32 protein-coding genes are annotated in these 24,963 nt (G+C 67.4%); 19 read left to right on the plus strand and 13 right to left on the minus strand.

Annotation, left to right across the window (positions count from 1 at the left end):
• Nucleotides 1-175 precede the first annotated feature (175 nt).
• Genes BGO47_RS03805 through BGO47_RS03815 form a run of 3 tightly spaced genes read left to right on the plus strand, consistent with a single transcriptional unit; the run spans nucleotide 176 to nucleotide 2,085 of the window.
• Entirely contained in the window at nucleotides 176-979 is an 804-nt protein-coding gene (locus BGO47_RS03805) for a polysaccharide deacetylase family protein (RefSeq protein WP_203225534.1), read from the plus strand.
• Entirely contained in the window at nucleotides 976-1,641 is a 666-nt protein-coding gene (locus BGO47_RS03810; protein ID WP_005050795.1) for an N-carbamoylsarcosine amidohydrolase, read from the plus strand. Before BGO47_RS03805 ends, BGO47_RS03810 begins: the two co-directional genes overlap by 4 nt.
• Before the next feature lie 51 nt (nucleotides 1,642-1,692).
• The gene (locus BGO47_RS03815; protein ID WP_005050794.1) at nucleotides 1,693-2,085 is read left to right on the plus strand and encodes an SDR family oxidoreductase; all 393 of its coding nucleotides are present in this window, start codon (nucleotides 1,693-1,695) and stop codon (nucleotides 2,083-2,085) included.
• A gap of 85 nt (nucleotides 2,086-2,170) precedes the next feature.
• Here the strand turns inward: BGO47_RS03815 and BGO47_RS03820 are convergent, their stop codons facing one another.
• Nucleotides 2,171-2,614, minus strand: coding sequence for an SDR family oxidoreductase (locus BGO47_RS03820; protein WP_082157159.1), 444 nt, complete (start codon nucleotides 2,612-2,614; stop codon nucleotides 2,171-2,173).
• Here BGO47_RS03820 and BGO47_RS03825 point away from each other — a divergent pair.
• Nucleotides 2,542-2,760, plus strand: a complete 219-nt coding sequence (locus BGO47_RS03825; protein WP_082157160.1) for a histone-like nucleoid-structuring protein Lsr2 — start codon at nucleotides 2,542-2,544, stop codon at nucleotides 2,758-2,760. The genes BGO47_RS03820 and BGO47_RS03825 overlap by 73 nt on opposite strands.
• 5 nt (nucleotides 2,761-2,765) lie before the next feature.
• Here the strand turns inward: BGO47_RS03825 and BGO47_RS03830 are convergent, their stop codons facing one another.
• Nucleotides 2,766-3,824, minus strand: a complete 1,059-nt coding sequence (locus tag BGO47_RS03830; protein WP_005050776.1) for a nucleotidyl transferase AbiEii/AbiGii toxin family protein — start codon at nucleotides 3,822-3,824, stop codon at nucleotides 2,766-2,768.
• Nucleotides 3,817-4,476: a type IV toxin-antitoxin system AbiEi family antitoxin domain-containing protein gene (locus tag BGO47_RS03835; protein ID WP_005050774.1), complete on the minus strand. Its 660-nt coding sequence runs from the start codon at nucleotides 4,474-4,476 to the stop codon at nucleotides 3,817-3,819. The genes BGO47_RS03830 and BGO47_RS03835 overlap by 8 nt, the downstream gene beginning before the upstream one ends.
• A gap of 152 nt (nucleotides 4,477-4,628) precedes the next feature.
• Between BGO47_RS03835 and BGO47_RS03840 the strand changes: the two genes are divergently transcribed.
• The 5 genes from BGO47_RS03840 to BGO47_RS03860 are packed head-to-tail and all read left to right on the plus strand — an operon-like array spanning nucleotide 4,629 to nucleotide 7,284.
• On the plus strand, nucleotides 4,629-5,513 hold the full coding sequence (locus BGO47_RS03840; RefSeq protein WP_005050771.1) for a hypothetical protein: 885 nt from the start codon (nucleotides 4,629-4,631) through the stop codon (nucleotides 5,511-5,513).
• Nucleotides 5,513-5,764, plus strand: a complete 252-nt coding sequence (locus BGO47_RS03845) for a hypothetical protein (RefSeq protein WP_005050769.1) — start codon at nucleotides 5,513-5,515, stop codon at nucleotides 5,762-5,764. Before BGO47_RS03840 ends, BGO47_RS03845 begins: the two co-directional genes overlap by 1 nt.
• A complete protein-coding gene (locus tag BGO47_RS03850) occupies nucleotides 5,757-6,059 on the plus strand; it encodes a hypothetical protein (RefSeq protein ID WP_005050767.1) in 303 nt (100 codons plus the stop codon). The genes BGO47_RS03845 and BGO47_RS03850 overlap by 8 nt, the downstream gene beginning before the upstream one ends.
• On the plus strand, nucleotides 6,059-6,535 hold the full coding sequence (locus BGO47_RS03855) for a hypothetical protein (RefSeq protein ID WP_005050765.1): 477 nt from the start codon (nucleotides 6,059-6,061) through the stop codon (nucleotides 6,533-6,535). Before BGO47_RS03850 ends, BGO47_RS03855 begins: the two co-directional genes overlap by 1 nt.
• A complete protein-coding gene (locus tag BGO47_RS03860) occupies nucleotides 6,532-7,284 on the plus strand; it encodes an HNH endonuclease family protein (RefSeq protein ID WP_005050763.1) in 753 nt (250 codons plus the stop codon). The genes BGO47_RS03855 and BGO47_RS03860 overlap by 4 nt, the downstream gene beginning before the upstream one ends.
• Nucleotides 7,285-7,289: 5 nt before the next feature.
• Here BGO47_RS03860 and BGO47_RS03865 read toward each other — a convergent pair whose 3' ends face one another.
• Nucleotides 7,290-7,823 (minus strand): helix-turn-helix domain-containing protein, encoded by a 534-nt coding sequence (locus tag BGO47_RS03865; RefSeq protein WP_005050761.1) that lies wholly within the window; start codon nucleotides 7,821-7,823, stop codon nucleotides 7,290-7,292.
• Nucleotides 7,824-7,916: 93 nt separating this feature from the next.
• Here BGO47_RS03865 and BGO47_RS03870 point away from each other — a divergent pair, with 93 nt between their 5' ends.
• The 5 genes from BGO47_RS03870 (at nucleotide 7,917) to BGO47_RS03890 (ending at nucleotide 11,565) form a co-directional block, all read left to right on the plus strand.
• The gene (locus tag BGO47_RS03870) at nucleotides 7,917-8,153 is read left to right on the plus strand and encodes a hypothetical protein (protein ID WP_043340519.1); all 237 of its coding nucleotides are present in this window, start codon (nucleotides 7,917-7,919) and stop codon (nucleotides 8,151-8,153) included.
• A 100-nt stretch (nucleotides 8,154-8,253) separates the two neighbouring features.
• Entirely contained in the window at nucleotides 8,254-9,882 is a 1,629-nt protein-coding gene (locus BGO47_RS03875) for a hypothetical protein (protein ID WP_005050756.1), read from the plus strand.
• Nucleotides 9,882-10,706, plus strand: a complete 825-nt coding sequence (locus tag BGO47_RS03880; protein ID WP_047801722.1) for a hypothetical protein — start codon at nucleotides 9,882-9,884, stop codon at nucleotides 10,704-10,706. The genes BGO47_RS03875 and BGO47_RS03880 overlap by 1 nt, the downstream gene beginning before the upstream one ends.
• Nucleotides 10,703-11,104, plus strand: a complete 402-nt coding sequence (locus BGO47_RS03885) for a hypothetical protein (RefSeq protein WP_005050751.1) — start codon at nucleotides 10,703-10,705, stop codon at nucleotides 11,102-11,104. Before BGO47_RS03880 ends, BGO47_RS03885 begins: the two co-directional genes overlap by 4 nt.
• A gap of 35 nt (nucleotides 11,105-11,139) precedes the next feature.
• Entirely contained in the window at nucleotides 11,140-11,565 is a 426-nt protein-coding gene (locus BGO47_RS03890; protein ID WP_005050749.1) for a hypothetical protein, read from the plus strand.
• 268 nt (nucleotides 11,566-11,833) lie between these two features.
• Here the strand turns inward: BGO47_RS03890 and BGO47_RS03895 are convergent, their stop codons facing one another.
• Nucleotides 11,834-12,967 carry an SAM-dependent methyltransferase gene (locus tag BGO47_RS03895; protein ID WP_005050747.1) on the minus strand — a complete coding sequence of 378 codons (1,134 nt, stop codon included), beginning with the start codon at nucleotides 12,965-12,967 and terminating at the stop codon, nucleotides 11,834-11,836.
• A 322-nt stretch (nucleotides 12,968-13,289) separates the two neighbouring features.
• On the opposite strand from BGO47_RS03895, the gene BGO47_RS15095 reads away from it, so the two are divergent.
• Nucleotides 13,290-13,697: a hypothetical protein gene (locus tag BGO47_RS15095; protein WP_005050745.1), complete on the plus strand. Its 408-nt coding sequence runs from the start codon at nucleotides 13,290-13,292 to the stop codon at nucleotides 13,695-13,697.
• Here the strand turns inward: BGO47_RS15095 and BGO47_RS03900 are convergent.
• The gene (locus BGO47_RS03900) at nucleotides 13,618-14,172 is read right to left on the minus strand and encodes a hypothetical protein (RefSeq protein WP_005050743.1); all 555 of its coding nucleotides are present in this window, start codon (nucleotides 14,170-14,172) and stop codon (nucleotides 13,618-13,620) included. The two genes, BGO47_RS15095 and BGO47_RS03900, sit on opposite strands and share 80 nt — an antisense overlap.
• Nucleotides 14,173-14,741: 569 nt before the next feature.
• A complete protein-coding gene (locus BGO47_RS03905) occupies nucleotides 14,742-14,981 on the minus strand; it encodes a hypothetical protein (RefSeq protein ID WP_194384079.1) in 240 nt (79 codons plus the stop codon).
• An 88-nt stretch (nucleotides 14,982-15,069) separates the two neighbouring features.
• Here BGO47_RS03905 and BGO47_RS03910 point away from each other — a divergent pair, with 88 nt between their 5' ends.
• Nucleotides 15,070-15,852, plus strand: a complete 783-nt coding sequence (locus tag BGO47_RS03910; protein ID WP_039712028.1) for an IclR family transcriptional regulator — start codon at nucleotides 15,070-15,072, stop codon at nucleotides 15,850-15,852.
• A 99-nt stretch (nucleotides 15,853-15,951) separates the two neighbouring features.
• Here BGO47_RS03910 and BGO47_RS03915 read toward each other — a convergent pair whose 3' ends face one another.
• Genes BGO47_RS03915 through BGO47_RS03940 form a run of 6 tightly spaced genes read right to left on the minus strand, consistent with a single transcriptional unit; the run spans nucleotide 15,952 to nucleotide 20,582 of the window.
• The gene (locus BGO47_RS03915) at nucleotides 15,952-16,791 is read right to left on the minus strand and encodes an aldo/keto reductase (RefSeq protein WP_005050739.1); all 840 of its coding nucleotides are present in this window, start codon (nucleotides 16,789-16,791) and stop codon (nucleotides 15,952-15,954) included.
• Nucleotides 16,788-18,026 carry an FAD-dependent oxidoreductase gene (locus BGO47_RS03920; RefSeq protein ID WP_062633832.1) on the minus strand — a complete coding sequence of 413 codons (1,239 nt, stop codon included), beginning with the start codon at nucleotides 18,024-18,026 and terminating at the stop codon, nucleotides 16,788-16,790. The genes BGO47_RS03915 and BGO47_RS03920 overlap by 4 nt, the downstream gene beginning before the upstream one ends.
• A 10-nt stretch (nucleotides 18,027-18,036) precedes the next feature.
• Nucleotides 18,037-18,231 (minus strand): ferredoxin, encoded by a 195-nt coding sequence (locus BGO47_RS03925; protein WP_292708778.1) that lies wholly within the window; start codon nucleotides 18,229-18,231, stop codon nucleotides 18,037-18,039.
• Nucleotides 18,212-18,556, minus strand: a complete 345-nt coding sequence (locus BGO47_RS03930; protein ID WP_062633828.1) for a hypothetical protein — start codon at nucleotides 18,554-18,556, stop codon at nucleotides 18,212-18,214. Before BGO47_RS03930 ends, BGO47_RS03925 begins: the two co-directional genes overlap by 20 nt.
• Nucleotides 18,553-19,143: a 3-phenylpropionate/cinnamic acid dioxygenase subunit beta gene (locus BGO47_RS03935; protein ID WP_062633826.1), complete on the minus strand. Its 591-nt coding sequence runs from the start codon at nucleotides 19,141-19,143 to the stop codon at nucleotides 18,553-18,555. The genes BGO47_RS03930 and BGO47_RS03935 overlap by 4 nt, the downstream gene beginning before the upstream one ends.
• Nucleotides 19,140-20,582, minus strand: a complete 1,443-nt coding sequence (locus BGO47_RS03940; protein WP_228164524.1) for a Rieske 2Fe-2S domain-containing protein — start codon at nucleotides 20,580-20,582, stop codon at nucleotides 19,140-19,142. Before BGO47_RS03940 ends, BGO47_RS03935 begins: the two co-directional genes overlap by 4 nt.
• 265 nt (nucleotides 20,583-20,847) lie before the next feature.
• Here BGO47_RS03940 and BGO47_RS03945 point away from each other — a divergent pair, with 265 nt between their 5' ends.
• The 3 genes from BGO47_RS03945 (at nucleotide 20,848) to BGO47_RS03955 (ending at nucleotide 24,593) form a co-directional block, all read left to right on the plus strand.
• Nucleotides 20,848-22,302 carry an aldehyde dehydrogenase family protein gene (locus BGO47_RS03945; RefSeq protein ID WP_062633835.1) on the plus strand — a complete coding sequence of 485 codons (1,455 nt, stop codon included), beginning with the start codon at nucleotides 20,848-20,850 and terminating at the stop codon, nucleotides 22,300-22,302.
• Between the two features lie 273 nt (nucleotides 22,303-22,575).
• The gene (locus tag BGO47_RS03950) at nucleotides 22,576-23,781 is read left to right on the plus strand and encodes a thiamine pyrophosphate-dependent enzyme (protein ID WP_062633824.1); all 1,206 of its coding nucleotides are present in this window, start codon (nucleotides 22,576-22,578) and stop codon (nucleotides 23,779-23,781) included.
• Nucleotides 23,782-23,876: 95 nt separating this feature from the next.
• Nucleotides 23,877-24,593 carry a class II aldolase/adducin family protein gene (locus BGO47_RS03955; protein WP_062633823.1) on the plus strand — a complete coding sequence of 239 codons (717 nt, stop codon included), beginning with the start codon at nucleotides 23,877-23,879 and terminating at the stop codon, nucleotides 24,591-24,593.
• Nucleotides 24,594-24,963 lie beyond the last annotated feature (370 nt).

Genomic DNA, 24,963 nt, shown 5'->3' on the forward strand with positions numbered 1-24,963 from the left:
CACCGCCGACCCCAGGCGCCCAAGCTGCCCGAGGCCGCCTGGATCAACCAGCCCTCACAGGAGGCCCTCATACAGACCGCCTGACGGAATCTGTCTCACCCGCCTTGACACTTTCCGCTTCGATTACAGCCCGATCACGGAGCGACCGACGATTTCGTGGCCGAATGGGGCCCGAGTGGCGTTCTATGTCGGGCTGAACATCGAGCACTATCAGATCGACAAGCCCTCCACGAGCATCTTCGGCGGTACCGCGATGCTGCAGCCGGATCCACTCAATTACGGCTGGCGCGATTACGGTCCGCGGGTAGGCCTGTGGCGGATGATCGAGAGCCTCGACCGACATGGAGTGCCCGCAAGTGTGCTTCTCAACTCCGACGTTTGTCGGCACTACCCCCAGATTCTCGAGGCAGGCCGGCAACGCGGCTGGGCGTGGCTCGCGCATGGCCGCGACAATTCCACCTTCCAAGCTGGAATGGGTGCTGACACGGAGCGCGCCTACCTTCAAGACGTGACGGATACAATCGCCTCCGCCACCGGAGTACGGCCGCGGGGCTGGCTTGGCCCGGCGCTCACAGAGACGTTCGAGACGCCGCGGATCCTTCGGGAGCTGGGGTATGACTACGTCCTGGACTGGACGAACGACGATCAGCCGTATCCGCTGAACGTCGACGGGATGTTCAGCGTTCCCTACACGATAGAACTCAACGATGTGACGATGTTCGTGAGTAAGAGCTATACCGGCCCGCAGTTCCTGGAAGCGGTGATCGACCAGTTCGATCAGCTCTATTCAGACTCCGAGCACTCGGGTCGCGTCATGTCGCTGCCGTTGCACCCGTTCATCGTCGGCCAGCCGTTCCGCCACCGCTACCTTGATCGGGCCCTCGAGCACATCACGTCTCACGATGGTGTCTGGGTGACGACGAGCGATGCCATCGCGGCGCACTATCAGTCGACGGGGAACAGGAGAGCCGATTCGTGACGAATACGGAGCTGATCGATGAGTACGCACGGCTGCGCGACGAGTTCAAGGCCAAGGGATTGGGCGGCCGGATCGGCTACGGCGAGAAGCCGGCGCTGCTGATCGTCGACTTGATCACCGGATTCACGGACAGCCGTTCGCCCCTGTCAGGCGAACTGGAGTCACAGCTGGCCGCCACCAATGCCTTACTCGTCCCCGCCCGTGAACTCGAGATCCCCATCTTCTTCTCGACGGTCGCGTACGACACCGAATTGCAGGAGGCGGGGCTCTGGATCAAGAAGATCCCGTCCAACCACCTGTTGGTGGAGGGCAGCGAATGGGTGGAGGTCGACAGCAGGCTGGGCCAGCTGCCCCACGAGATGACCCTGGTGAAGAAGTACGCATCCTGCTTCTTCGGAACTGATCTCGCCGCACGCTTGATCTCACGGGGTGTCGACACCATCATCATCGTCGGCTGCACCACCAGTGGGTGCGTGCGCGCCTCGGCGGTTGACGCCTGCTCCTACGGCTTCCACACCATCGTCGTCGAAGAGGCAGTCGGCGACCGGGCAGCCCTTCCGCACCTGGCCAGCCTCTTTGACATCGACGCGAAGTACGGCGATGTCGTCAGCCTCGACGACGCACGTGCTTACCTGCGGGGGCTTGCGCAACAGAACGATTGACTGCAGTAACGCCGTGGGGCCAACTTCCTCTGTGCGGAATATTGAACCGGCGTGCAGGCCGAGATCCCGCAGATGCTGGCGCAGGGCGGCGGATCCATCATCAACACCGCCTCGTCCCTCGGGCAGGTCGCCATCGCCCACCAGTCCGCCTACGTCACGTCGAAGCACGGCGTCATCGGCCTCACCCGAGCCGCCGCGGTGGAGTACTCCGACAAAGGCATCCGCGTGAACGCAGTGCTGCCCGGGGTGATCCAGACGCCAATGATAGACGCGCTGGAGGAGACCTACCCCGGCTTCAAGGACGCGCTGCTGACGAAGCACCCGATCGGCCGACTCGGCACGCCGCACGACATCGCCGAGATGGTCGCGTGGCTCGGTTCCGACGCGGCCGCCTTCGCGACCGGCGCGCAGTTCGCCGTCGACGGCGGGTACCTCGCGATTTAGACGAGGTGGCCACGACGGACGGGAGGCACGGTGTCAGCTGACACCGTGCCTCACGTCCGTCACCGGTCGCGCCGCGACCCGCGTGTCAGCCGTTCTTCGCGGCCAGTCGGTCCGTCTCGCTGTCGTTCCGCCACCCGGCGGTCGCGCCGCCGTCGACGCTGTAGTTCTGTCCGGTCACCCAAGAGGACTCGTCGGAGGCCAGGTAGAGCGGCATGTACGCGATGTCCTCGCCCGTGCCGGGGCGTTGAATGAGCGCGTTGCCGACCTGCCAGGCCTTGCCCTCCGCATCCACCGCCTTGTCCGTCGCCGGGGTGCTGACGAAGCCAGGCGAGATCGAGTTCGCGCGGACGCCGTAGCGGGCGCCCTCCGCAGCGAGCGACTTCGTCATCGCGATGACGCCGCCCTTCGCGGTGGTGTGCGCGACCTGGCGAGCGGCTCGATCCCGCGACCTTCGCGATCGACGGAAAGCAACTCGAGATCGATCTCGAGTTCGAGGCCTGGGCCAAGAGCGCGCGCCGCATCGGCGCAGCCACCCGGCGTCCGGCGAGGACGTCGCGGGGCGGACGGGCCGATCTCAACACGGTGCGTGAATGGGCCAGTCAGAACGGACACCAGGTCAGCGATCGCGGCAGGGTTCCCGCGTCCATCCTCGAGGCGTACGACGCGGCGCACTGACGCGGTCACTCCTGGGCTGAGCCGCGCGCTGCGCGCCAGTGCTCCGTGACGGGATAACCGGAGCGCACGTGCGCGCGCACGTGGACCTCCCCCGAAGGGGATCCGCTGCCGCCCGGCTCCGGCGGCGGAGGGTTCTGTGTCCAGCCTGAGCCAGGGACCCAGACCGTCCCCGGTTGCACGGGCGCGTCGGCGAGCGCGGGATCGATCAGCTGACGCGCGAGAGCCACGGCCTCACCCAGATCGGTGATCCCGCCGGCTGAGGGCGTGCCGGCCGCGAGCACCCGGTAGGGACCGTCCCAACCGTCCGGGACCGTGAACGTAGTGAACGAGTCGAGCTTTGACAGTGCACGCTTCGCGTCGATGGCCATCTGCAGCTCGCGCAGGTCGACGCGCTGCGTGCGTGCAATGGTGACGATGTCCACCAGGTCTTTCGCGCGGCTGCTGGGGCGGCCGTTGTAGGTGCTCATCGTCGCAGTGACCTTCTCCGCGACCTGATCGGAGATCGGGAACAGCCGGTAGGGGTGCGACGGGACCGGCCGCCCCAGCTGCAGCCGCGTCGACGGCTCGATCGTCTCGACGCGGCCGACCGGGGGAGGGCCGACGACCACGTCGATGGGGATGTCGGAGATCCTCCGGCCGGTGTTCGCGTCCAGACATGTGAACACCAGGCGCCGGGTCGCGACACCCGGCTGGTTCTCTCCTCGCCCGGTCGCACGGGCACGGGTGAGCTGGAACCGCACATGGTCGCCGAGATCACGCGCGGCTGCCTGCTCGAGCGCCTGCTGCGCGGCATCCAGATCGGCGGCGCCGGTCGAGGCCAGATCCAGGTCTTTCGTCGACCGTGACTTCGGCACCCGGGCGAGCATCGCCGTGCCGCCCTTGAGCAGCCACTCGGACTCTTCCCCCTCCGCAAAGACCCGGCTGAGGAAACGATCGTGCTGTGCCTGCACGATCTGCGCATTCACATCCAGCGCGCTCGCGCCGTCACCGGCTGCCTTCGTCGCGGCCGCCTTGATCGCCTGCGCAAGCCCCGTCCAGTCTTTGTAGCCGTCGGGCTCAGGCATCGGCCGGCACCACCGCGTCGACGCCCGCAAGAGCGAGCAGATCAGCCGCGAGCGCGGCACCCGAGGGGTACTTGTTGGGCTTGGCCAGCGGCTCCAGATACTCGGTCAGGCGGGCGGGGGAGAGCAGCTTTCCCGCGTCCGCGGCGTCGGCGAGCGCATCGGCGACGAGGGAGCGGTCGACCCACTGCTCGATCAGGTCGGCGATCGTGCGCTCGACGCTCATGGTCGGCATCCCGTCGACGGAGACCACCTCGGTGGGCGCGAGCTCGCGGGTGCGGAGCCGCACCCCGTCCAGGCGGGTACCGCGGCGGGTGGGAACGACGAACTCGAGTGGCCCGGGGAACCAGTCGCCGATGCCATGCAGCTGCGCGGCCGTCTGGCCTGCGGCGACGACGGGCGGGACGCCGGTGTCTGTGCGGGGACGGTCGGCGCCGCCGAGGGCGAGCCAGGTCGCGAGGATCGCCTCCTGCTCGTGCTCTGGCGCGCCGGCGAGGCGGTAGACGCCGCGCGCGACGCGGATGAGCGCGCCGCTGTTGGCGAGGCGCGTCAGGGTCGGGCGCGCCACGCCAGCCTCGAGCGCCTGGGCGGTGGTCACCAGGCCCCAACGCTGTGACGCGAGCTCGCCCAGACGAGCGAAAGTTGATCCTGCCATGCGCACAGTGTAGCGAGAAACCGCAACAAACGTTGTAGCTCGTTCAGATTGTCGACTTCGAGCCTCTGGGGCCACCCCTTAGCAGTGAGGGGGTTCCAAACCCTCGGGAACGGGTTATATTCGGGAATATAACCATCTGTGAGGAGGAGAAGATGCGGACCCACACCTGCCCGCCGGACCACAAGCACGGGCTGACCTCCACCTGCTACGTCGTCCACCTCTGCGGGTGCCGCGCCTGCATGGACGGCAACGCGCGCCGCCGCCGCGACCGCTACCGTCTCCTGGCCTACGGGCGATACCAGGACGCGCACCAACCCATCGAGCCGATCCGGCAGCACCTGCAGGCACTGGTCGACACCGGGATGATCCCCGAACGGATCGCCATCAGCGCCGGCGTCGGCGGCGCCACGGTCCGTCGCCTGCTCAACAGCGAGACGGCACGGTTCGTCACCGGCGCCACCGCCCGCAAACTCCTCGCAGTCACCCCCGACAGCAGCACTCTCGCCGCGCAGGGCCGAGTCAACGGCCGCGGCACCCGCCGGCGCCTCCAGGCTCTGGCCGCGATCGGATGGAACCACCACGAGATCGCACGCCGACTCGGCTACCCGCGCTGGAAGGTCAACAAGGCACTCGAAGGCGCCTACGTGGACATCCGTGTCCACGACGACATCGCCGCGCTCTACGACGAGCTCTGGGACCAGCAGCCCCCCACCCACACCCGAGCGCAGCGGGTCGGCCGCTCCTACGCACTCACGGTCGCACGCCGGCACGGCTGGCTGCCGCCGCTGGCCTGGGACGACATCGACACCGACCCGGCACCGCCCACAGCCGGGCAGGAACCCCTGCTCGACGAGATCGCGATCGAGCTCGCTCTCGCCGGCCAGAACGTCCGCCTCACCCGAGACGAGCGCCTCGAAGCCACCCGACGCGGGACCGAACGCGGACTCAGCCTCACCCAGCTCAGCGACCTGCTCGGCGTCGACGTCCGCACCATCGACCGCGACCGTGACGACCTCGGACTCCGGCAGGCCGCCTGATGAGCAAGACGCTCGACATCCTCGAAGCCGCCCTGCACGGCACCACCGCCGGCTACCTGGCCGGATGCCGCAGCAAGGGAGGATGCCCGAACCACGGCAACCGCCAGCTGCTCACCTGCACCGAAGCGGCCCGCGCCCGCCGCCACTACTTCTCGCTCGCCTCGCTCGAGGAGACCGAGCCGATCACCCGGCAGATGCTCCGCGACGCCAAGAACAGCCCCTTCGCACCGAAAGAAGCCGCAGATGTCTGACCAGCCGAACACCTTCACCATCGACTCCACCAAAGAGGGAGAGTGGCTGCGGGTCGTCCGCGCGCTCGGCGGCCATCGCTGGGCCCTGTCGCTGCGCTTCAACCCCCTCCCGCTGACTCAGCGAGGCGCCCGGCACACCCGGCCAACGCGGCAGCCCACACCCCACGCGGCAGCAGGCCACGGGCCGAACGCGAGACTGCACCTGCCCAGCTGCGCGATCTCCCCCCAGCTCGGCAACGGCCGCGGCGCCCACCTCAAGCAGATCCCCCACCTGGGCCGAACCGAGGAGCACTGATGACCGACATCGCCGTGCGCCTCCAGGAAGCCATGACCATCCAGACCGGCACACCCGTCACCGTCCGATGGAGCTTCCGCGAGTTCGCGCTCAACTGCACCCGCCGCGACGGCCGCCCCCTCACCCAACGGATGCACAGGCTCTTCCAGACGCTGCTCAACCGTGAAGCGCTCCGCGAGCTCACTCCAGGAGAAGACCCAACGATGGGATCCCGCGCAACCCTCATCGAGATCATCGACGACCTCGCCGTCAGCGCCGACCACCAAGGCGCCCGCGCGGCCGCGCTCGCCGAGGTCCTCCTCAGTGCCGGCATGTTCCACCTCGGCGACCAGCTCCGCCGCCAGAGCCACGCACTCTCAGAGCTCGACGCCGACGACGAAACCCTCGAGGTCATCGACGAGGCACGCACCCAGATCGCCCGAACCATACTGCTGCTCGACCAAGCCGACACCGCACAGGCAAAGGAGCGCAGATGAACCGACGCACCCGCCGCGCCAGCACAGCCCTCGCCGCGGTCGCAGCTCTCGCGCTCGGCTTCGGCGCCCACCAGCTGGGCATCACCTCCTGGATCGACACATGGACGCGCCCGCAGGCACCCGCCCCGGACCCGACCTACGACTACACCGCGCTCGCCGCAGTCGCGCAGGAGCTGCCGCTGATCGATCCCACCGAGGAGATTCCCGAGTATCGCCGCGCCACGTTCGGCGAGCGCTGGATCGACATCGAGGGAAACGGCTGCGATCAGCGAGACGATCTCCTCGCCGTCCAGCTGCAGGACGTCGTCCGTGACGGTTGCACGGTGCTCTCCGGCGTGCTCGACCCCGATCCGTACACGGGCACACGCATTGAGTTCGAGCACGACCGGATCGCCGCCCCTGGAGCCCCGGGAAGCTCCGGCGTCCAGATCGACCACATCGTCAGCCTTTCGGCGGCGCACGCCGGGGGCGCGTGGGCGTGGACCGAGCAGCAGCGCATTCAGTTCGCCAACTCGTTCGACAACATCGTCGCCGTCGATGGCAACACGAATGCGGCCAAGAACGACCACGGGCCAGCCCTGTGGCTGCCATCGAACGCCGACTACGTGTGCACCTACGTCGCCCGCTACACGGAGATCGTCGACACCTGGCACCTCGCGGTCGACGAAGCCGACCGCGGTGCGCTCGTGGACACGCTCTCAACCTGCGCTGCCCAGCAAGCCAGCGACGAGAGCGGGAGCATGTCGTGAAGCCGCTACGAACCCGCGTGGGATCTCGCCGCGCGCGCCTGACGCTTGGCCGCGCGAGCGCGGTCTACGACCTCGTTCGCATCCGTCGTGTCGACACCGAGGGTGCGCCTGATCACCTCGAGCTCGGCGTCGGTCCAGCGGGTGCGCCCTCGCATCCGCTCACCGAACGTGACGACGTTCAAGCCGAGCAGGTCGATCAGAGCCGCCTGCGTGGGAACCTCGGGCGCCCCCGCCCCGTCCGCGATCGCCGCCCGCAACCGCTCCGCGAAAGCCGCATCGCGCGCCAGTCCCGGCATCAGTCGCGGCCGGCGGCCGCGCTGCGAGGGCGCCCTGCGCGCGCGCTCCTGCGCGAATGCGTCGATCGCGGCCTCGTCGTAGAGCGGGGAGTTGCCTTCTATGGCAACCGGCTCGGGGAGCAGAGGACCCTCCTGGCCGGCTCTGCGCAGCTTGTTGCTGATGGAGCGCATCTTGTAGACCGCGACGACGGACACGCCGAGCTTCTCGGCGACGTCCGCCGTGGTGAGGTGCCGTCCGGTCATCAGCGCTCCTCTCAGCTGGATGAATATAACCACTTTCGCGGTTACGGCGCGCCGCGGCAACCAGACCCAACTTGGTTGGGGATGCTGGGGCGCATGGCTAACAAGGACGCGGACGCCATCCGTGAGGAGCTCCGTCGCATCGGCCAGCAGCTCGCGCAAGCGGACGAGCTGCGCGAACGCCGCGGCAAAGTCGTCGACGAGGCGCGCGCGGCCGAGCTGACCCAGCGAGAGATCGCCCTCCTGCTGGGGATGACCGAGGAAGGGCTGCGGAAGGCGCAGAAGTCCTACCACGGACGCGGGCGCTCTTACGGCGGCCGCCTCGCGTCCTAGCGACCCCGCCAGACCTTCATGGAGCGCCCGTCGACTGCGAAATCTGATTGCAATTTTCAAGCACTCTTGACTAATATAACCTGACGAATGAGGGGGTGAGATGGACGAGCTGAACTACCGACCCAAGCCGTGGACGCCGAAGGACGTGCCCACGATCTGGGTCGACCAGACCACCGGGCAAGGCGTCACCGACGCCGGCACGCCCGTTCGCCCCGTCATCGGCGAGCGCCGCAAGAACCCCAACCTGACGGACCTGCTCGACACGGCTGCCTCGTACGGCGCTAACCGCATCATGCTGACCGGGAAGCGCCCCGAGCCTGCGCCTGGCGTGCGGCACTGGCTGTACGTCCAGACCCCGAACTGGAAGCCCGGAGCCCACTGGGTCAACAACGGCCCGCCCACCGGTCGGTTCGAGCACGCGGTCACCGGCTTCAAGATCGAAGTCCGCACCGCGGAGGAGTGGTTCGGCGACGGGCCGCTGACCCCTGCCCAGGCTCGTCTGGCCTGGAACGTCACCGCGTCGATCATTCGCCACGCCGACGAGAACGCGCGCCTGTTCAACAGCCCTGCCGCCACCGGAACGAACCTGTGGGCGCTGTCGCTGCCGAAGAACATCAACCCCGTGCCGGTCGAAGACGACATCGCCCAGGAGATCCACTTCACCTCGGGCCTGCACCACTACGACCACCTGGTCGCGGGGGAGTCGTTCGCCAAGCACGAGGACTGCGTCCCGCTGATCGACCCGGCCAAGACGAAGAAGATCAGCGAGTTCGCCTACGTCGACGGCCGGTTCATGTTCGCCGGCGTCGGGCGCGAGCTCGGTATCGGCCCCGCGATCCGGCTGAACCAGGCCGCCGCGTACGAGCTGCTCGAGCAAGACCCCTACGCGCGCGCCCGCTTCCACGTGCGGTTCCGCGTCCCTCAGGGCTGGAACCACGTTGGCCTGCTCGGTGTGAAGCACCTGGACGTTCGCGAAGGCTGGTTCTATCCGAACCGGCCCGGAGCGGTGCACGACACCTGGGCCGACGGCAGCGAGATCCACGTCGCCCTCAAGCACGGGTGGGAGATCCGCCCTCACGAGGCCGTGGTGTTCCGCAAGGCCAAGCCTCTAGACACCTTCACCGAGCGCATGACGCGCGCCCGCGAGCGAGTCCAGCTGCAGGACGAGATGCACCCGGACCTGCGCCGCGCTGTGCTCGCCGCGCTGCGGAACATCATGCTGCACTCGATCGGTGCATTCGCCGCCGCGGGCCGCGACGAGACCCGCGTCGCCGCGTCGCCCGATGACGTCCCGCCCGAGTACAGGGCCAAGATGCTGCGACAGGGCAACCTCTGGATCTATCGCATCCCGTCGCGCCCGAACGACCGCACCCGAAGCTTCTACCACCCGGAGCTCGCCGCCCAGGTCTGGGGTCGCGCACGCGCTCGCGTCCTCCACGGCCCCAGCTCCCTCGGCGGCTACACCTCCGGTGCTCTCACGGTCGACCCCTCGACGCTCATCGGCATCCAGGGTGATGCGATCTACACGACCAAGCTGCCGGCGTGGTCCCTGCCGGACCGGTTCATCGGCGGCGGCGACGACGGCAAGACCGGGCGCCTGCGCCTGCAGGGCTACCTCAACGGATCCTTCATCACGCCGGAGACGCTGCGGCAGCGTGACGCGCTGAAAGCACGTGCCGAGCGGGCCGGCATCGCCAAGGCGCTCGAGCAGGCAGAGGAGAAGGGCTGATGGCTGACCAGCAGCGCACCGCCCAAGACCTCATCCGCGATCTGCGGCGCAAGGGCATCAGCACGGCCGAGATCGCCGAGGAGCTGCACCGCTCGCCTCGAATGGTCCGCAAGATCCTCAACGGCGAAACCAGCGGCGCCCTCTACCGCCAGGCGCTCCAGGAGCTCGCTGACACCGGACGCCTCACCCACGTCCCGCCGCGGCGCCGGCGCAAGGACGGCTCGATCGCCCCCGTGCGAGGCAAGGCCGGCGCCAAGCCCGTCATCCCCGAAGACCTCAGCGGCACCTACGTTGAGGGTCGCCAGGGTGGTCGGCTGCGCGTCGACGTGGCATACGCCACCGGGGGCGACCGGTACATCGAGATGCGCATCCCCAAGGGCCGCACCGCGAAGGGCCGCGAGCAGGCGAACGCCGAACTGATCAAGCAGGTCCGCAACGCCGCCAAGGGCCAGTCCCACGACAAGCAGAAGCAGATCACCGCCCACCTGACCTTCTCCAACGGCCGCGTGATGGAGGTCAACTCGTACAACGCCTCGACGATGCTCAAGCGCATCCACGAGAACGGCGGCGACGCCCTCGGCTGGTTCCGCGAAGAGTCGAAGAACCGATACGTGAACCTCGACACCAGCCGCGACACCATCACCGGCGTCACCCTCAACGTCGTCAGCACGGCCAAGACGACCGAGTACCAGAGGCAGGCCGAGCGCGGCCGCACTCGCCGCCCCCGCTCGCTGTCGCCGGCGGAGCTCATCAGCATGGAAGAGAAGCGGCGCATCGAGGAGCGCCGCGCTCGCCGCCGTGGAAACCGAGGAGGTGGTCAGTGACCATGGCCGCCCCGAAGAAGCCCACAGCTGCAGCGAAGCCCCGCGCACGCAAGGCCGCGCCCCCCGCTGAGGAAGTCACCAGCGACGTCGACCAGGCAGCGACGTCCGAAGCACCCGCACGCGCACCTCGCGCAAGCCAGAAGCCGGCAGCGGCGAGCGCGACGCCTCCTGAGTCGGCCGAGGCGGAGACGCCACCGCCGGCGAAGAAGAAGCGGGGGCCCTACAACGTCGTCTACGTCCAGAAGAAGCCCGTCTCGATCCGTCTCCCCGACGACGCGCTTGAACTGATGGACTGGGCCAAGCAGGATGCAGCCAGCCGCGGCGACCGCCTCACCAAGGACGAGATCGTCACCGTTGCGCTTCGCGCCTACTGGGGCCGCAAACGGCGCCGCGGGTAATGACCGTCTCCTGAGCTGCTGGCAGGGAAGTCGAGATGAGTGAAACTAACGGGCCGGCCGAGTTGCCGGTCTACTCGATCGCCGAGGCATTCGTGAAGCGATCCGGAATGTATATCGGGCAGCCCGTCACGTTCGAGCGAGTGCACACGTTCCTGCTCGGTTTCGAAACGGCGATGTTGTACGTTCGCGACGAGCTCGCGCGCGATCGCAATGCGTTTCAGCCCGTGGGCGTGCTCGGTCAGTTCCGGGAGCAGCTGCGATCCGAGGGGCGGCTCAGGTGGGACTCCTGGTCCCTGACGATCGTGGCGGAAGCGATCGGCTGGACTGGCGACGAGCCTCCGGCGATCGACGATCTGACCGAAGAGCAGCACCTCGAGGCAGTCCGGGACCTTCTCCCGTTGCTCGAGAAGGTCTTTGCCCTCCCCGCGGAGCTTGTCACCTCGCTCCGTGACTCCGCCTGAGAAGGGTAGGCACCCCACCGCTGTCGGTGTGTCGTCCCGCCCATCGAGTTCGAGAACGCGTTCTATGCTGTGCGGCGATGATCAACCTGACCGCCACCGTCCCGCTTGGACCGCTGACAGAACTTGTCGGACGATCCCTCTCGGCGACTGGGAGATGGGTCAACTCATCCGGTAGCGCCTACCTGTCATATCCATCACTCAGAGGATCCTGACCCGGACGAACGATCGCAGTCGCTCGAGGGCAAAGGACCCGTGCGGATGTCGCGCGTCACACCTCGACCTCGAACGGCAACTTTCGCAGTGTCGTCGCGGAAATCCCGGTGCTCTTGTACATCCGGGCGTGGGCGTACTGGATCTCCGGCAGCAGATCGATGCGGCCGATCGCCTCCAGCATGATCTCGTCGGCCTGACCGGTGAGATGACGCAGTTCGGGGATCGCGTACCCGCCCACGTACTTCCCGGAGTTGAGATCCCAGGAGCGCACGGCCGGCAGCGCCTCCTCGATCCTCTCGCCGAGCTCCACCAGAGCATCGAACGTGTCCTGCCCGTAAGCGTGCGGGGAGAATGGGATCTGCGACATCGTGCCCTTGGTGACGTTGAAGCAGTCGCCCGTGAACGTCCACCACAGGAACGCCAGCCGCGACGCCGCGATCGCGCTGGCCGCGAGCTGGTCCTTCCGGTTCTGAACGAACAGCTTCCCCTCGTTGAGGGGCACCGTGGCGTGCGTGGTCTTGTCGTAGGTGACCGGCGGCACCGTGTACGTGCTCAGGAAGTACGTGGCGGTCTTCTTGAAACCGACGGAGTAGTCGCTCACACGGACAAGCGGCGTCGAGGAGATCGTGCCCTTCGCAAGCAGCGTGTCGATCAGCTCGAACATCGCGTCGCTGCTGGCGCGCATCCAGTTCGGGGTCCGCGAGCCGGCGGGCCGAAGCGAATACCGCAGTGTCGCCATCAGATGCGGACGGAACGCCTCGATCCAGCTGTGGGTGAGCGTCGTGTGCAGCTCGGAGACGCTGCCATACCCGGCGGCGGTGATGATCGTGCTGCGCACCTTCACCTGGAACAGGGCAGCCGGGCGTTCCTGGAAGGTGCTCACCCAGATCGCATCGAACCGCCGCTCGTAGAACTTCCGCAGTGACTCGTCGCGATCGGCGAACTGGCTGCGGATGGGAACGATCAGGCTGAGCCGGCCATCCGGGCGCGTGATCTGCGCCGAGCGCTCGCAGCAGGAGGCGTAGATGTCGTCGACGTTGTCTGTCTCGAAGCCGGTGATGCGGTAGCTGAGCTCGCGCCGGTTGACGTAGGGTGGGTTGCCGATGACGACGTCGAAGCCGCCCTGATTGGGGTGTGACACGTCGCCCCGCACCGGCAAGAAGCGCGGCCCGTACAATGTCCAGCGCATCGAAAAACACCCCGCGACCTTCCGACTACCTCCGGACGTCTTCGAGTACATCAACCAGGCACGCGACGAAGCCGCGGCCCGTGGTGATCGCCTCACCAAAGACGAAGCGATCACCATGGCAGTCCGCGCGTTCTGGGGCGGCAAGCGCCAGCGCCGCCGCTGATCACCACACCGACATAACCGACGAAAAGAACTCTGGAGGCATCTGATGAGCCGTCGATCTATGCTCGAGCAGGAAACCGATCCGCTACACCCCGCGCGGATGCTACCGCGCACCTGAGACGAACGCGCGGTCCTTCACCGAGGATGGCTACATCTCGACATGATCAACCGAGGCAGCGAGAAGATTTCGTGCGAAGAGGTGGAGGACCTCGTCTACCGCTATGACAGCTTCGATCTAGCGGCCGCCGTCGCGATGCTCGACCCCGTGTTCAGCGAGCGGGTATGCGTCTACGTGAGTCTCAAGGAGGGCGGCCCGCTCGGGCTCGAACGGATCCGCGCCGCCATGGAGTCCGCCGGGGTGGCTAAGCATAAGCACCCCGAGCGGCTGATCGCCGTCGACGACATGCCCCTCACCAAGGTAGGCAAGATTGACAAGAGGGAGCGGAGAGGGCTTTGCCCGCCGCGACAGCGCCTAATGGGGCAGACGCTCAGCGCCCGCGCCGCCACGCGAGCCAGTGGCGGATGCTCTCCTCGAGCGCGTGCAATAGAGGCAACATCACCCAGATGACGCACGCGACGGTCAGTGGCGTCGTACATAGGATCTGGAGGTACGGCGGCAGGCCGGTCAGGAGCGGAGCGATGAAGTAGGCGTTGAACATGGCAGGCGGTACCAGCGCGATCCACACTAAAATCGCCGTCCACCACCGCGGGCGCGCGGGACCGGCCGTCGGGATTGCACCGGTGAGGGCGTCCGGAGTCAGTGGACGGGCCTGCCCGATCGTGAGCGGCACGGCCTGTTGCAGGTGCGCCTGCCGCTCCTTACTGTCCTCCCACCGGATGAGGTCATGGGGGGAAGCGAACGTGATCTCGACGACAACCTGGCGCCGGTGCCGTTCCGAGACTCGGACCTTCGACTCCCGGTAGCCGGGGAACGACTGGGCCCGGCCGGTGAAACCATGCGCCCACTCGGTGAGATCGTCCAGCCGCCCGGGGACGGCTGTGCGCGCCACCCGAGCCGTGACCGTGAGGTTATCTGGTTGCATGGTGTCCTCCCGGGGCAGAGGAAGCCCCGTCTCCCAGCGTATTGCGCCGATGACGCGGCACTGAACAGCTTCCGACCATCGGGGTCCGGATCAATAGCGCGAAATAGTGCTCTTCCGAGCAGTGGAGTGTCACCGCCACTGCCGCCTCACGCAGGATGGAAAGTTGAAAGACCTGGATCGACGGGGAGGTCATTTGCACGAGGCGTTTCGCTTGCTGCGGGAAGAAAGGCTCAAACGAGGCCGATACCATCGCCGAGCGACGGTGTATCACCCGGACGTAGAAGAGGTCGACCAGCTCTACGGTGTCCGGCTTCAGCTGGAGTCCTTAGGCGCGCGCCGGACGGTGGACGGATGCTGCGCTCCGAGATCGGCGCTTCGCGCGAGTACGGGACGCTAATGGATGCGGCGCTGGCAGTCGGTGACATGGACGCCTGGCTGGTGGCGCACCACGCGTTCCTCCGCTGCTGCGTCGCGCGTGCAGACATCCCGTTGGGGCGGGTAGTGGACTCCTACCCGGAACGCTGCTTACACATCTATCAGTTGTGGCACCCGCAGTCGTTCGCCATCGCTCATCGCGAGTACGAGGCCGTCCTCGAGTCGATCGTCAGGCGTCCGACGCCCAGGGGATCGATCTGTCGCCGCTGGCGACCCACGAGTTCGCCTTCGACGATGCCGCCGCCGCCTTCGAGCAGTCCCGCGACGCGTCCAGCAGCCTGAAGGTCCTGCTCCGACCGTAGAGCGCCTGGGCCGTCGGGGCCGTCACAGGGAGCCACGCGGGCGGCGTGGGGTGGCACGGGCTGCAGTGGCACCGCGGAGACGATCCTCCCGCCTGTCGGGTCGGCATCGGAGCGCGCGGTGCAGGAGGAGCGCGCCCACGTTGCAAGTAAGCTTTCTGCCGTGCAGAATCGACAGCTCGGGTCGCCGGGCGATCCACCCCAGTATCCGATCGAGTCGGTCGACAACGCGCTGAAGCTGATCCTGCTGCTGGGTGAGGAGCACGAGCTGCGGCTCACGGACGCCGGTGCCCTCCTCGGGGTGGCGACCTCGACCGCGCACCGACTTCTCGCGATGCTGGCATGGCGCGGCTTCGTGCGGCAGAACCCGGTGACCAAGGCTTACGGCCCTGGCCCGGCGCTGACGACGGTGGCCTTCTCGGTGCTGCGCAGGATGGATGTCCCGAGACTGGCGCAGCCGATCCTCGAGGACCTCAGCGCCGCCCTCGGTGAGACCTGCCACCTGGGCACGCTCGAGGGCAACCATGTCCGATTCCTCGCCGTTGCCGAGCCCGATGTGGCCGTGCGCGTGGTTTCGAGACTGGGCAAGACCCTGCCGGCGCATTGCACCTCGACCGGCAAGGCGCTGCTTGCCGAGCTGAGCGACGAGCAGCTCTTCCGGCTGTACCCGGACGAGCAGCTCGAGATCGTCACACCGAACTCCATACGTTCCCGAGACGAACTCGTCGCCGAACTGGTTCGGACACGACTGGACGGTTATGCCGTGAATCGGCAGGAAAGCGAGGACGGCGTGGCGAGCGTCGCGGTCCCGGTCCACGTCTCGTCGGGACTGCGACTGGCGATCAACGCCTCCGCGCCCGTGCAGCGGTTACCGCCGGGCAAGGTCAAGTCCCTAGCGCGGTCACTGCAGGACGCCGCGATCCGCCTCGCCGAACTGTTGGGGTGAACCGGCCCGGGTCGTCGTAGCGCCCATGGATGCGCTGCGCACGCGAACACGCCGCTGATGAGCGTGGCTGCGGGAGCGACCGACCCGCCGCCGTGGGCCTCAGTGCCCGTTGGCCGGATCGTCCGGGTCGCGGGCGGCTTCTTCGCCTTGATCCAGCCCACTCAGCGTCGCCATATCCTCCGAGCTGAGCGTGAAATCGAAGACGTCGATGTTCTGCGCGAGATGCTTCTCATCGCCGGCGCGCGGGACGGGAACGATCCCTTCCTCGATGTGCCAGCGCAGTAGGACCTGTGCGGGCGACTTGTCATACTTCGACGCGATCGCGGTCACCGCGGGATCGGACAGCAGGGCTCCTCCGCGTCCGAGCGGGCTCCACGCCTCGGTCAGGATGCCGTGAGCGCGCTGGAAGCTGCGCTGTTCGACACGGGCGATGTCGACGCTGAGCTGGATCTGATCGACGTCGGGGACGACACCGGTCGCGTCGACGACGCGCTGAAGGTGGTGAGACTTGAAGTTGGAGACGCCGATCGCCTTCACTCGTCCCTCTTCGAGCAGTCTCACCAGACCCTTCCACGCTTCGACGTATCGGTCGAGGGCCGGAACCGGCCAATGGATCAGGAACAGATCGAGGTAGTCGACGCGAAGGGTCTTCAGCGATCGGTCGTACGCGCGCTGCACTCCCTCGACGCTGTGGTCCTCCTTGTTGAACTTGCTCGTGATGAAGACCTCGTCACGAGGGATGCCCGATGCACGCAGACCGGCACCGACGGCCTCCTCATTCGCGTACTTGTACGCCGTATCGAACAGGCGGTAACCGTAGCCGACCGCCTTCTCGACCATCGTTGCGCACTCGTCTCCCGTGAGTGGCCACGTGCCCACCCCGATTCGCGGGATGCGGTGACCGTGCAGGAGGGGGAGGGTGGTGTCGTCAGCTCTCATCGGGCGGCCGCCTTCGCCGGAGCCGTGCTCGAGGGCTCGAGGAGGGCGCGCAGCCGATGTATCAGCTCGTCCGCCTTCGCTCGCGAGGCGACCGAGCGGCGGGCGTCGACGAGGGCACGCGGCCAGTTCACGATGACGGCACCTTCGGCCTGCCCTTGGCTCTCGCCGTACACGACGGCGAAGCGGTCCTGCGCAGGGTCGCCCACCATCGTCCAGTGATCAGATCCGGTATGCCCGACGATCTGGATCTTCCAGTCGTACTGGTCGCTCCACACATACTCCGTCGGGTCGTAGCTGCGCAGGTCATCCGGGTGAGCGATGTTATGCGCGACAATCAGCGCCTGATCCGTCGCGCTCGTCCAGTGCTCCAACCGGATCGGGTCGGGATGCCGTCGGTTCATGAATCGTGCCACGTCGCCGATCGCATACACGTGGGAGACGCCGACGGCGGCAAGCGTGCCTTCGCAGACGACACCGTTATCCAGCGCGAGGCCCGACGACTCGAGCCACTCCGTGTTGACGACCGCTCCGATACCGAGCAGGACAGCGTCGACATCCAGCGTCGCGCCATCGGTGAGCGTGACCTGGACGCGGTCACCCGTGCGCTCGACGTTCTCGACGGAGACGCCGAAGCGTAGCTCAGCACCCTCCCTGCGGTACTTCTCCGCGAAGATACCGCCCACTTCCATATTCATCGCCCGGCCCATCGGAGCACCGATCGGTTCGATGATGGTGACCTTGACACCGGCCGCAAGCGCTGTGGCGGCCGCCTCGGCGCCGATGAATCCGGCGCCGACCACCGCGAGGTGGCGGCCCGGAACGAGCTCCTTGCGCAGCTCGTCGGCATCGGCGCGGGTACGCAGCACGTGGACGCCGGGAGTGGAAGCCCACGGGGTTCGGCGAGCTCGGGCACCCGTCGCGATGACGAGGATGTCGTAGGTCAGCTCGCTGCCGTCGGCGAGCGTCAGCGTCTTGCCGGCAGGATCCAGCTCGGTCGCGGCGACGCCGAAACGGGTCTCGACCCGCAGGCCTTCGAGCGCTTCCGCCGTCGTCAGCGCGATCTCCGGGTCGGATGCGGCGCCGCTGAGGTACTTCTTCGACAGCGGGGGACGGTCGTAGAGGGGATGGCTCTCCTGGTCCACCAGCGTGATCGCGCCGGTGAACCCCTCCGAACGAAGATTCTGTACGAGCTTGACTCCGGCGACGGAAGCACCGACGACGACGACGTGAGACATGCGAATCGGCTCAACCCTCGACAGACAGCGCCGAGACCGGGCAGCTTCGGGCGGCTTCCCCGACGCGAGTGCGCTCCGCGTCCGGCACCTCGAGCTGCAAGAGCACGACCTTGCCGTCGTCGTCGATGTCGAAGTAGTCTCCCGCGGCCACGACGCAGTTCGCGTAGCCCTGGCAGAGGGAGAGGTCAGCCTTCACCGTGGCCATGGTCATTCCTCGTTGATGATGGGTCGGGGTCGGGGAACATGGGCGCGTACGGCGACCCGATCATCGCTGAGAACGTCTGGACGGTCTGCCAGGTGAGCGCCTCCAGCTCGAGCGGGTCGAGTGCGATCCATTGTCCGGATTTCGGAGAGTCGATGAGCAGACGCGTCCCGTTGCGGGTCTCGACCCGGCTCACCGTGATCTCAGAGAACTCGTTGGCGATCGTGAGCGGCTCGCCGACGGTGCGCGCGACCAAACGTGCGCGCTCCTCGGCGGCGGCGATCGCGGCGGCCCGATCGACGTCGGCGCCTTCCCACTCCAGGGTCACAGGAAGATCGCCAGGTTCTGGGTGCGCAGCACCGACTCGTCGACGAGGATGACGCGGCGCGCGAGCTTGTACTCGCCTCCGACGTCACGGAACACATCCTCCCGGTGGGCGGAGATGATCGACGGCTCGTTCACGTCTCCTCGGCTGCGGAACAGCAGCATCGCGGAGTCGGCGAGCACCTCGCCGGGCACGTCGGTCTCGAACACCCGCACGTTGGTCACGAAGTGACGCAGCCGGGACGGAGGGTCCTCGGTCCAGGCATGCTCGGTAAGGAACCGTGCGACGCGCCGGCTGAGCGAGTACTTGTTCTCGTCCCAGTGCGCCATCCCGGGGGACGTGCTGAAGGGCGTGCCGAGTGCGGTGGTCACGCGGACGGGCATGACGTAGTGGATGTCTTCCGTCAGCATGTCCAGCCAGCTCTCATACCGCTGCTGGTCGAGAGTGTAGGCCTCTTCGACGAGCCAGCGATGGATCGTGGCGTGCAGCTCGCTCGTGAAGGGCAGGGACGAGCCCACCCGGTCGGCGAGGGTTGACGACTTGCGAAGCCGGGAGACTTCGGAAACTGCCTTGCCGGTCTCCTCGATCATCGGACCACCTTCTGACCATTGTTCGTGATGCCCGCAGGTCGGGGCTCGACATCCAGTGGCGGCTCGCCGCCGATCGACAGGGCACGGAAGTCGACGCCCTCGTACTCCGACTCCAGGTAGTCCGCCCAGCGGTGGAGCAGATGGCGCTGGTTGTACTCGCCGTAGCCCACGTGCGCGACGCCGGGGCCGGCGAACTGGTCGGGGCCGAGCGGCTCGACGACCGGCGATCCATCCTTGAGGATGCCCATGCGGCTGTTCAGGAGCAGGCGCCGCGCCATTGATCCCTTCGCCGTGTTCGTGAGCGAGACCCAGTTCTCCACGTCGTCCTGCTCGAACATGCCCGTCGACCCGAAGCACATCAGGTAGGCCTTGTACGACAGTGCCTTGAACTCCTCCGGAGCCTCAGCGTCGACCGCGAACCAGGAGTACACCTCGGTCTCGTCCTCGCTGATCGGAAGCCACGTCCGGATGGAGATGAACGGGAGCACGTCCTCGTCCGAACCCTCCTCGACCTTGGGCCAGTTGTGGACGAAGGACATGTTCGGGAAGAGCGAGGCCGCGGAGATCATGAACCCGTCGCGGCCGATGACATCGAGCTGCTCCTGAGACCAGGTCGCCTTCATCCGCTCGACCATCTCGTCCGGGTAGCCGACGTACCGCAGCCGCTCCTCGAGCGTGCCCGGCGGGAGCTTGTAGGTCGTGCCGCCTCCGTTGCCGGCCCAGTATGTGTTGCCGTCCTTGCGCTTCTCGGCCTTCGGCTCGCGGAACAGCCCGATCTCGACGACCGAGGTGTGCGTCTGGGGCGTGTGGTACATGTCGCCGGCGAAGTTCTCGGCGCCGATCTTCCAGTTCGCCTTGACGCGCCACCGCTGCGGGCCCCGGAGCTCGATGCCGCTGGGGCTCTGCCGGGTGTAGTAGTCGAGATAGAACTTGAAGTCGCCGATGTAGTCCTCGAGGCTCGGCGCATCCGGGTCCATGCTGATGAAGATCAGGCCGTTGTACATACCGAGGTTCGGCGCCGGCAGGAGCCGTGCGCCCTTTCGGCTGAACCCGGCCTCGCCGCCGTAGGCCTCCTCGTGGAAGGGGAGTCCGACGATGCGTCCGTCGTTGCGGTAGGACCACCCGTGGTACGGGCAGCGGAAGTGCGAGGCGTTCCCCATCTCGGCCCGGCAGACCTGCATGCCGCGATGCAGGCACATGTTGAAGTGGGCGCGGATCTCACCCTTCTCGTCGCGGACGATGATGAACGAGTCGTCGAGTATTCGCCGGACGACGTAGTCGCCGGCCTGAGGAATCTCGGACTCGTGGCCCACGAACAGCCAGGCGCGGCTGAAAAGGTTCTTTCGTTCGCGCGCGAAGATCTCCGCGTCGTTGTAGATGTACGCCGGTATCATTCCGCGACGGATCTCGTCGTAGATCGTCATGCTGGAAGTGCTCATCGTCGCGCCTATCCGTAGTGTAATGCTTCGACACCGCTCCGACGTCGCACGTCGAAGCAGGCCGAGGCATAGTTTCTGATGTGCAGAAATTGATTCTGCCACACACGCGCGCCTTACGTCAAGTGGGCCCGAGGAAGGCCTTCGCGGCCGCGCTCGGAGGAGGAGGCGATGCGTCGCGGCTGCGAGGACCATCCTCCCGTCCCAGAGGGTGGGCATGCTCCTCTGGAACACAGAAACCGCTTCTGCTGGAAACGAGGAGTCAATGATGAGCCCGTCGACCGATGTCGCAGACCGGGAATGGACCGTCACTCTCGATGGCAAGCCGTGGGCCAGTGCCGCGCGCTACGAGGTCGAGAACCCCACGACCGGGCGTCCCCTGACCTCCGCCCCCGACCTCTCCGAGGAGGAGGTCGGGCGCGCGGTGGCGGCGGCGCAGGCTGCGCAGCCGGCCTGGGGCGCGATGCCGCCCCGAGCCCGGGCCGCCGTGATCCGGCAACTCGCTGCGACGATCCGAGAGCACCGTGAGGAGCTCGCCACTCTCGACGCACTGGACGGCGGGTTCACCCTCTCGATGATGAGGGGCGATGTGGACGCGGCGGCGGAACTCATGGAGATCTTCGCCGACATGGCGCTCGACCTCGGTGGCCGGACGATTCCGGTGAGCACGAACCTCCACTACACCATGCAGGTGCCCTACGGAGTGGTCGCGCGTATCGGTGCGTTCAACCATCCCTTCTTCTTCGCGGCGGCGAAGGTCGCCGCGCCCCTCGTCGCCGGCAACGCCGTGGTCCTCAAGGCCCCGGACCAGACGCCGCTGTCTTCGTTGCGCCTGGCCGAGCTCGCGGTCGGGATCCTCCCGGACAATCTGTTGATCACCGTCAGCGGTCGCGGCGCGGTGACCGGACGCGCGCTGGTGCGTCATCCCGAGGTCCGCCGGATCGGTTTCATCGGGTCCACCGCGACGGGGCAATCGATCCAGCGGGATGCAGCCGAGACCGGAGTCAAGCACGTGTCGCTCGAACTGGGCGGAAAGAACGCTCAGATCGTCTTCGCCGACGCCGATTTGGAGGCGGCTGCGGCCGGTGCCGTCGCGGGTATGAACTTCACGTGGGTCGCCGGACAGAGCTGCGGCTCGACGAGCCGCCTGCTCGTGCACTCCTCGGTGGCCGACGAAGTGATCGGCCGGGTCGCCGAGCGCATGGCCGCGATCCGGGTGGGAGACCCGCTGGACCCGTCCGTGGACATGGGCCCGCTCGTGTCGGAGGCACAGTTCCAGAAGTCCATCAGCGCCATCGCCGAAGGCAGGAAGGCGGGTGCCACCGTGGCGACGGGCGGCGGCCGTCCCGCCGGCCTCGATGAGGGGTGGTTCGTCGAGCCGACGCTGCTCACCGGTGTCAGCCCCGGGTCGTTCGTCGAGCAGAACGAGATCTTCGGCCCCGTCCTCTCCGTCACCACCTTCGACGCCGACGAGGAGGCCGTACGGATCGCCAACGGCGTCCAGTACGGGCTCACCTCGAGCATCTGGACGCGCGACGTCACGCGCGCCCACGTCGTCGCCCGGCAGATCGAGGCCGGCTACATCCTCGTCAACAGTGGCAGCCGGCACTTCTGGGGACTGCCGTTCGGAGGGGTGAAGGCTTCGGGGATCGGCCGCGAGGAGTCCCTCGACGAACTGATCTCGTACACCGAGACGAAGACCGTGACCGTTCTGCTCTCGTAGGGGGGCAGCGCTGCGCGCTGTACGTCGTCGCAGCAAGCGCGGCGCGATCCATGCCGGCGGTGCTGGGAGGCGCTGTTCCCGTCAGCCTCGGGCAAACCCCGTCGAGGCGAAGGCCGCCTGCAGGGATGCCTGGGCGCCGAAAACGTTCCCCGGGCCATCACAGAGGCGACACAGCAGTACACGAAGTGGTCGGCTGAGATCCCCCGGGCGGAGCGGCTTCCGGAGTTCCTCGAGCGAGCGTTCCAGATCGCTTCCACCCCTCCCTACGGTCCGGTGCACCTCGGCATTCCGATGGACTTTCTGGAAGAGGAGATCGAGTTCACCCCGGGACCGGTGACCGAGTATCTGCATGAGGCGCTCGATCCGGATGCGGTAGAGCGTCTCGCCCAGATTCTCAGGACGGCGGCCAGTCCGGTCATCGTGGTGGGGACAGAGGTCGCGCGGTACGGTGCGATTGCCGCGCTGGAAAGGCTCTCCGACCTGGTGGACGCGTCCGTGCTCGGGGAGATCAAGGGCGCCGACCTCGCCTTCCCGAACACCAATCCGAGGTACGTCGGCAAGCTGACCGCATCGAGCCCTGCACTGGAGGGCGCAGACGTCGTCGTCCTCCTCGGCGCCGAGCTCACCGAGGGGCTGGCGATGCCCCTGCCGGATTTCGGTGACAGCCTCGTGGTGCAGGTCACCGTGGACCCGCTCGCTCTGCGCCGGCAGTACGCAGGTCAGGTCGGCATCCTCAGCCACCCCGGGCGCCTGCTCGATGCGGTCGCCGATCGCCTCGCTGAAGGCGGAGCGGTACCCGTGAGCTCGGGCGGGCGGGTGCGAGGGCTCAGAGAGCGCTGGGAAGCGGGCCGCGAAGCCTTGCGGTCGCGCCTGCTCGGCGAGGCTGATGGCGCGGTATCGGCGGCCCACATCGCGGACCTCATCCATCGCCTCGGCGGCTCCGAGACGATCGTCGTCAACCAGTGCGGATCCGCGGAGGGCTTCATCGACACACTCGTCGACTATGGCGCACCGTGGACGTATTTCGGCCTCTCGGGGAAGGCGAGTGCTCAGGGTTGGGGCGCGCCGGCGGCGGTCGGCATCCAGATGGCTCGTCCCGATCGTCGAGTGATCGCCGTCCTCGGCGATGGCGGGTTCATGTTCAACTCCACAGCGATCCACACCGCTGCCGCGTACGACGTTCCGGTCGTCTACCTCGTCCTCGACAACGGGGGCTGGCGGGACGTCGCGACCGTGACGGGAGCGATGGGCAGCTCGCTCGGAGAGCCCGGCGCAGAGGATGCGATGCGCTGGACCTTCCGGCCCCCGATCGACCACGCATCGTACGCCCGAAGCCTGGGACTGAAGTCTTGGCGGGCGTCCAACCCGGAGGAGCTCGAGAGCGCGTTCGCCGCCGCGTTCGCCGAGGATGGGCCGACGCTGATCCAGGTCGCGTCTGCGATGGGCGATGTCCGGGTCTTCGGGCAGGCGTTCGCGTGAGATGTCGAGCAGGAGTGACAGCGCCGTATACGGTGAGTGAGCCGCGTGTTCGGGCTGACAGCGACACGTACGTCTGCAGTAGGGAGCGATGAAGGATGTCAACTGGTGATCGACTAGGGGTTCGAGAGGATCTCGTCGATGCGAATCGCATTCTCGTCCGCCACGGCATCCTCGATGCTTTCGGCCACGTGAGCGTCCGTGACCCCGACGACCCGAGCAGGTTCCTCATCTCCAGAAACCTGGCCCCCGGCCTCGTCACGCCCGACGACATTCAGGTGATCGGATTGGACGGGACGACCGCGGACGACAGACCGAGCTATCTCGAACGATTCATCCACGGCGAGATCTACCGGGCACGCGCCGATGTCCAGGCCGTTGTCCACAGCCACTCCGCGTCGATGGTGCCCTTCAGCATCTCCAGGACGCCTCTGCAGGCGGTGTGGCACATGGCGGGCTTCCTCGGCGAAGCGGTCCCGGTCTTCGAGATCCGTGACAGCGTCGGGTCCTCCAGCGACCTGCTGATCCGCAGCGGTTCGCTCGGCGCGGACCTTGCTGCGACCCTCGGGGGCGCGGCGGTCGCACTCATGCGAGGACACGGATTCGTCGCCGTGGGCGACTCGATCCCGCAGGCGGTCGCCCGCGCGGTCTACGCGGACCTCAACGCCCGAGCACAGGTGACGGCCGGTCAGCTCGGCGGCTACACCGCCCTCACCGCAGAAGAGGGCGCCGCGGCCGCGGAATCCAACAACGGGCAGCTCACGAGGGCCTGGGAGATCTGGAGAGCCAACGCCAGGCGCGGGGAGAGCGTCTGAAAGCGCGCCTCCTCCAGGCGCGCTGAGCAAATCCGCCCGCTCGCGGCCGGCGCGTCATCGCGTCGGCGAAGCCGGCCGTTCGCCCCTGGTGGGGCGGTCCGGCATGCCGGCACACGCCGCCCGCGCCTAACGGCTCGCGCCATGTTGTGTATCTGACACACACAACAGTAGTAGGGGGGGTCGGACATTTGACGGGCCGGGGGGTGGACACGGGAGCGCCCCGCCGGATCGTCTCGGCGGGGCGCTCGGGTGCAGCGTTATCGCGCCGTCCACCACCGCGGGCGCGCGGGACCGGCCGTCGGGATTGCACCGGTGAGGGCGTCCGGAGTCAGTGGACGGGCCTGCCCGATCGTGAGCGGCACGGCCTGTT

Source organism: Microbacterium sp. 67-17 (assembly GCF_001898325.1).
Lineage (GTDB): Bacteria > Actinomycetota > Actinomycetes > Actinomycetales > Microbacteriaceae > Microbacterium > Microbacterium schleiferi.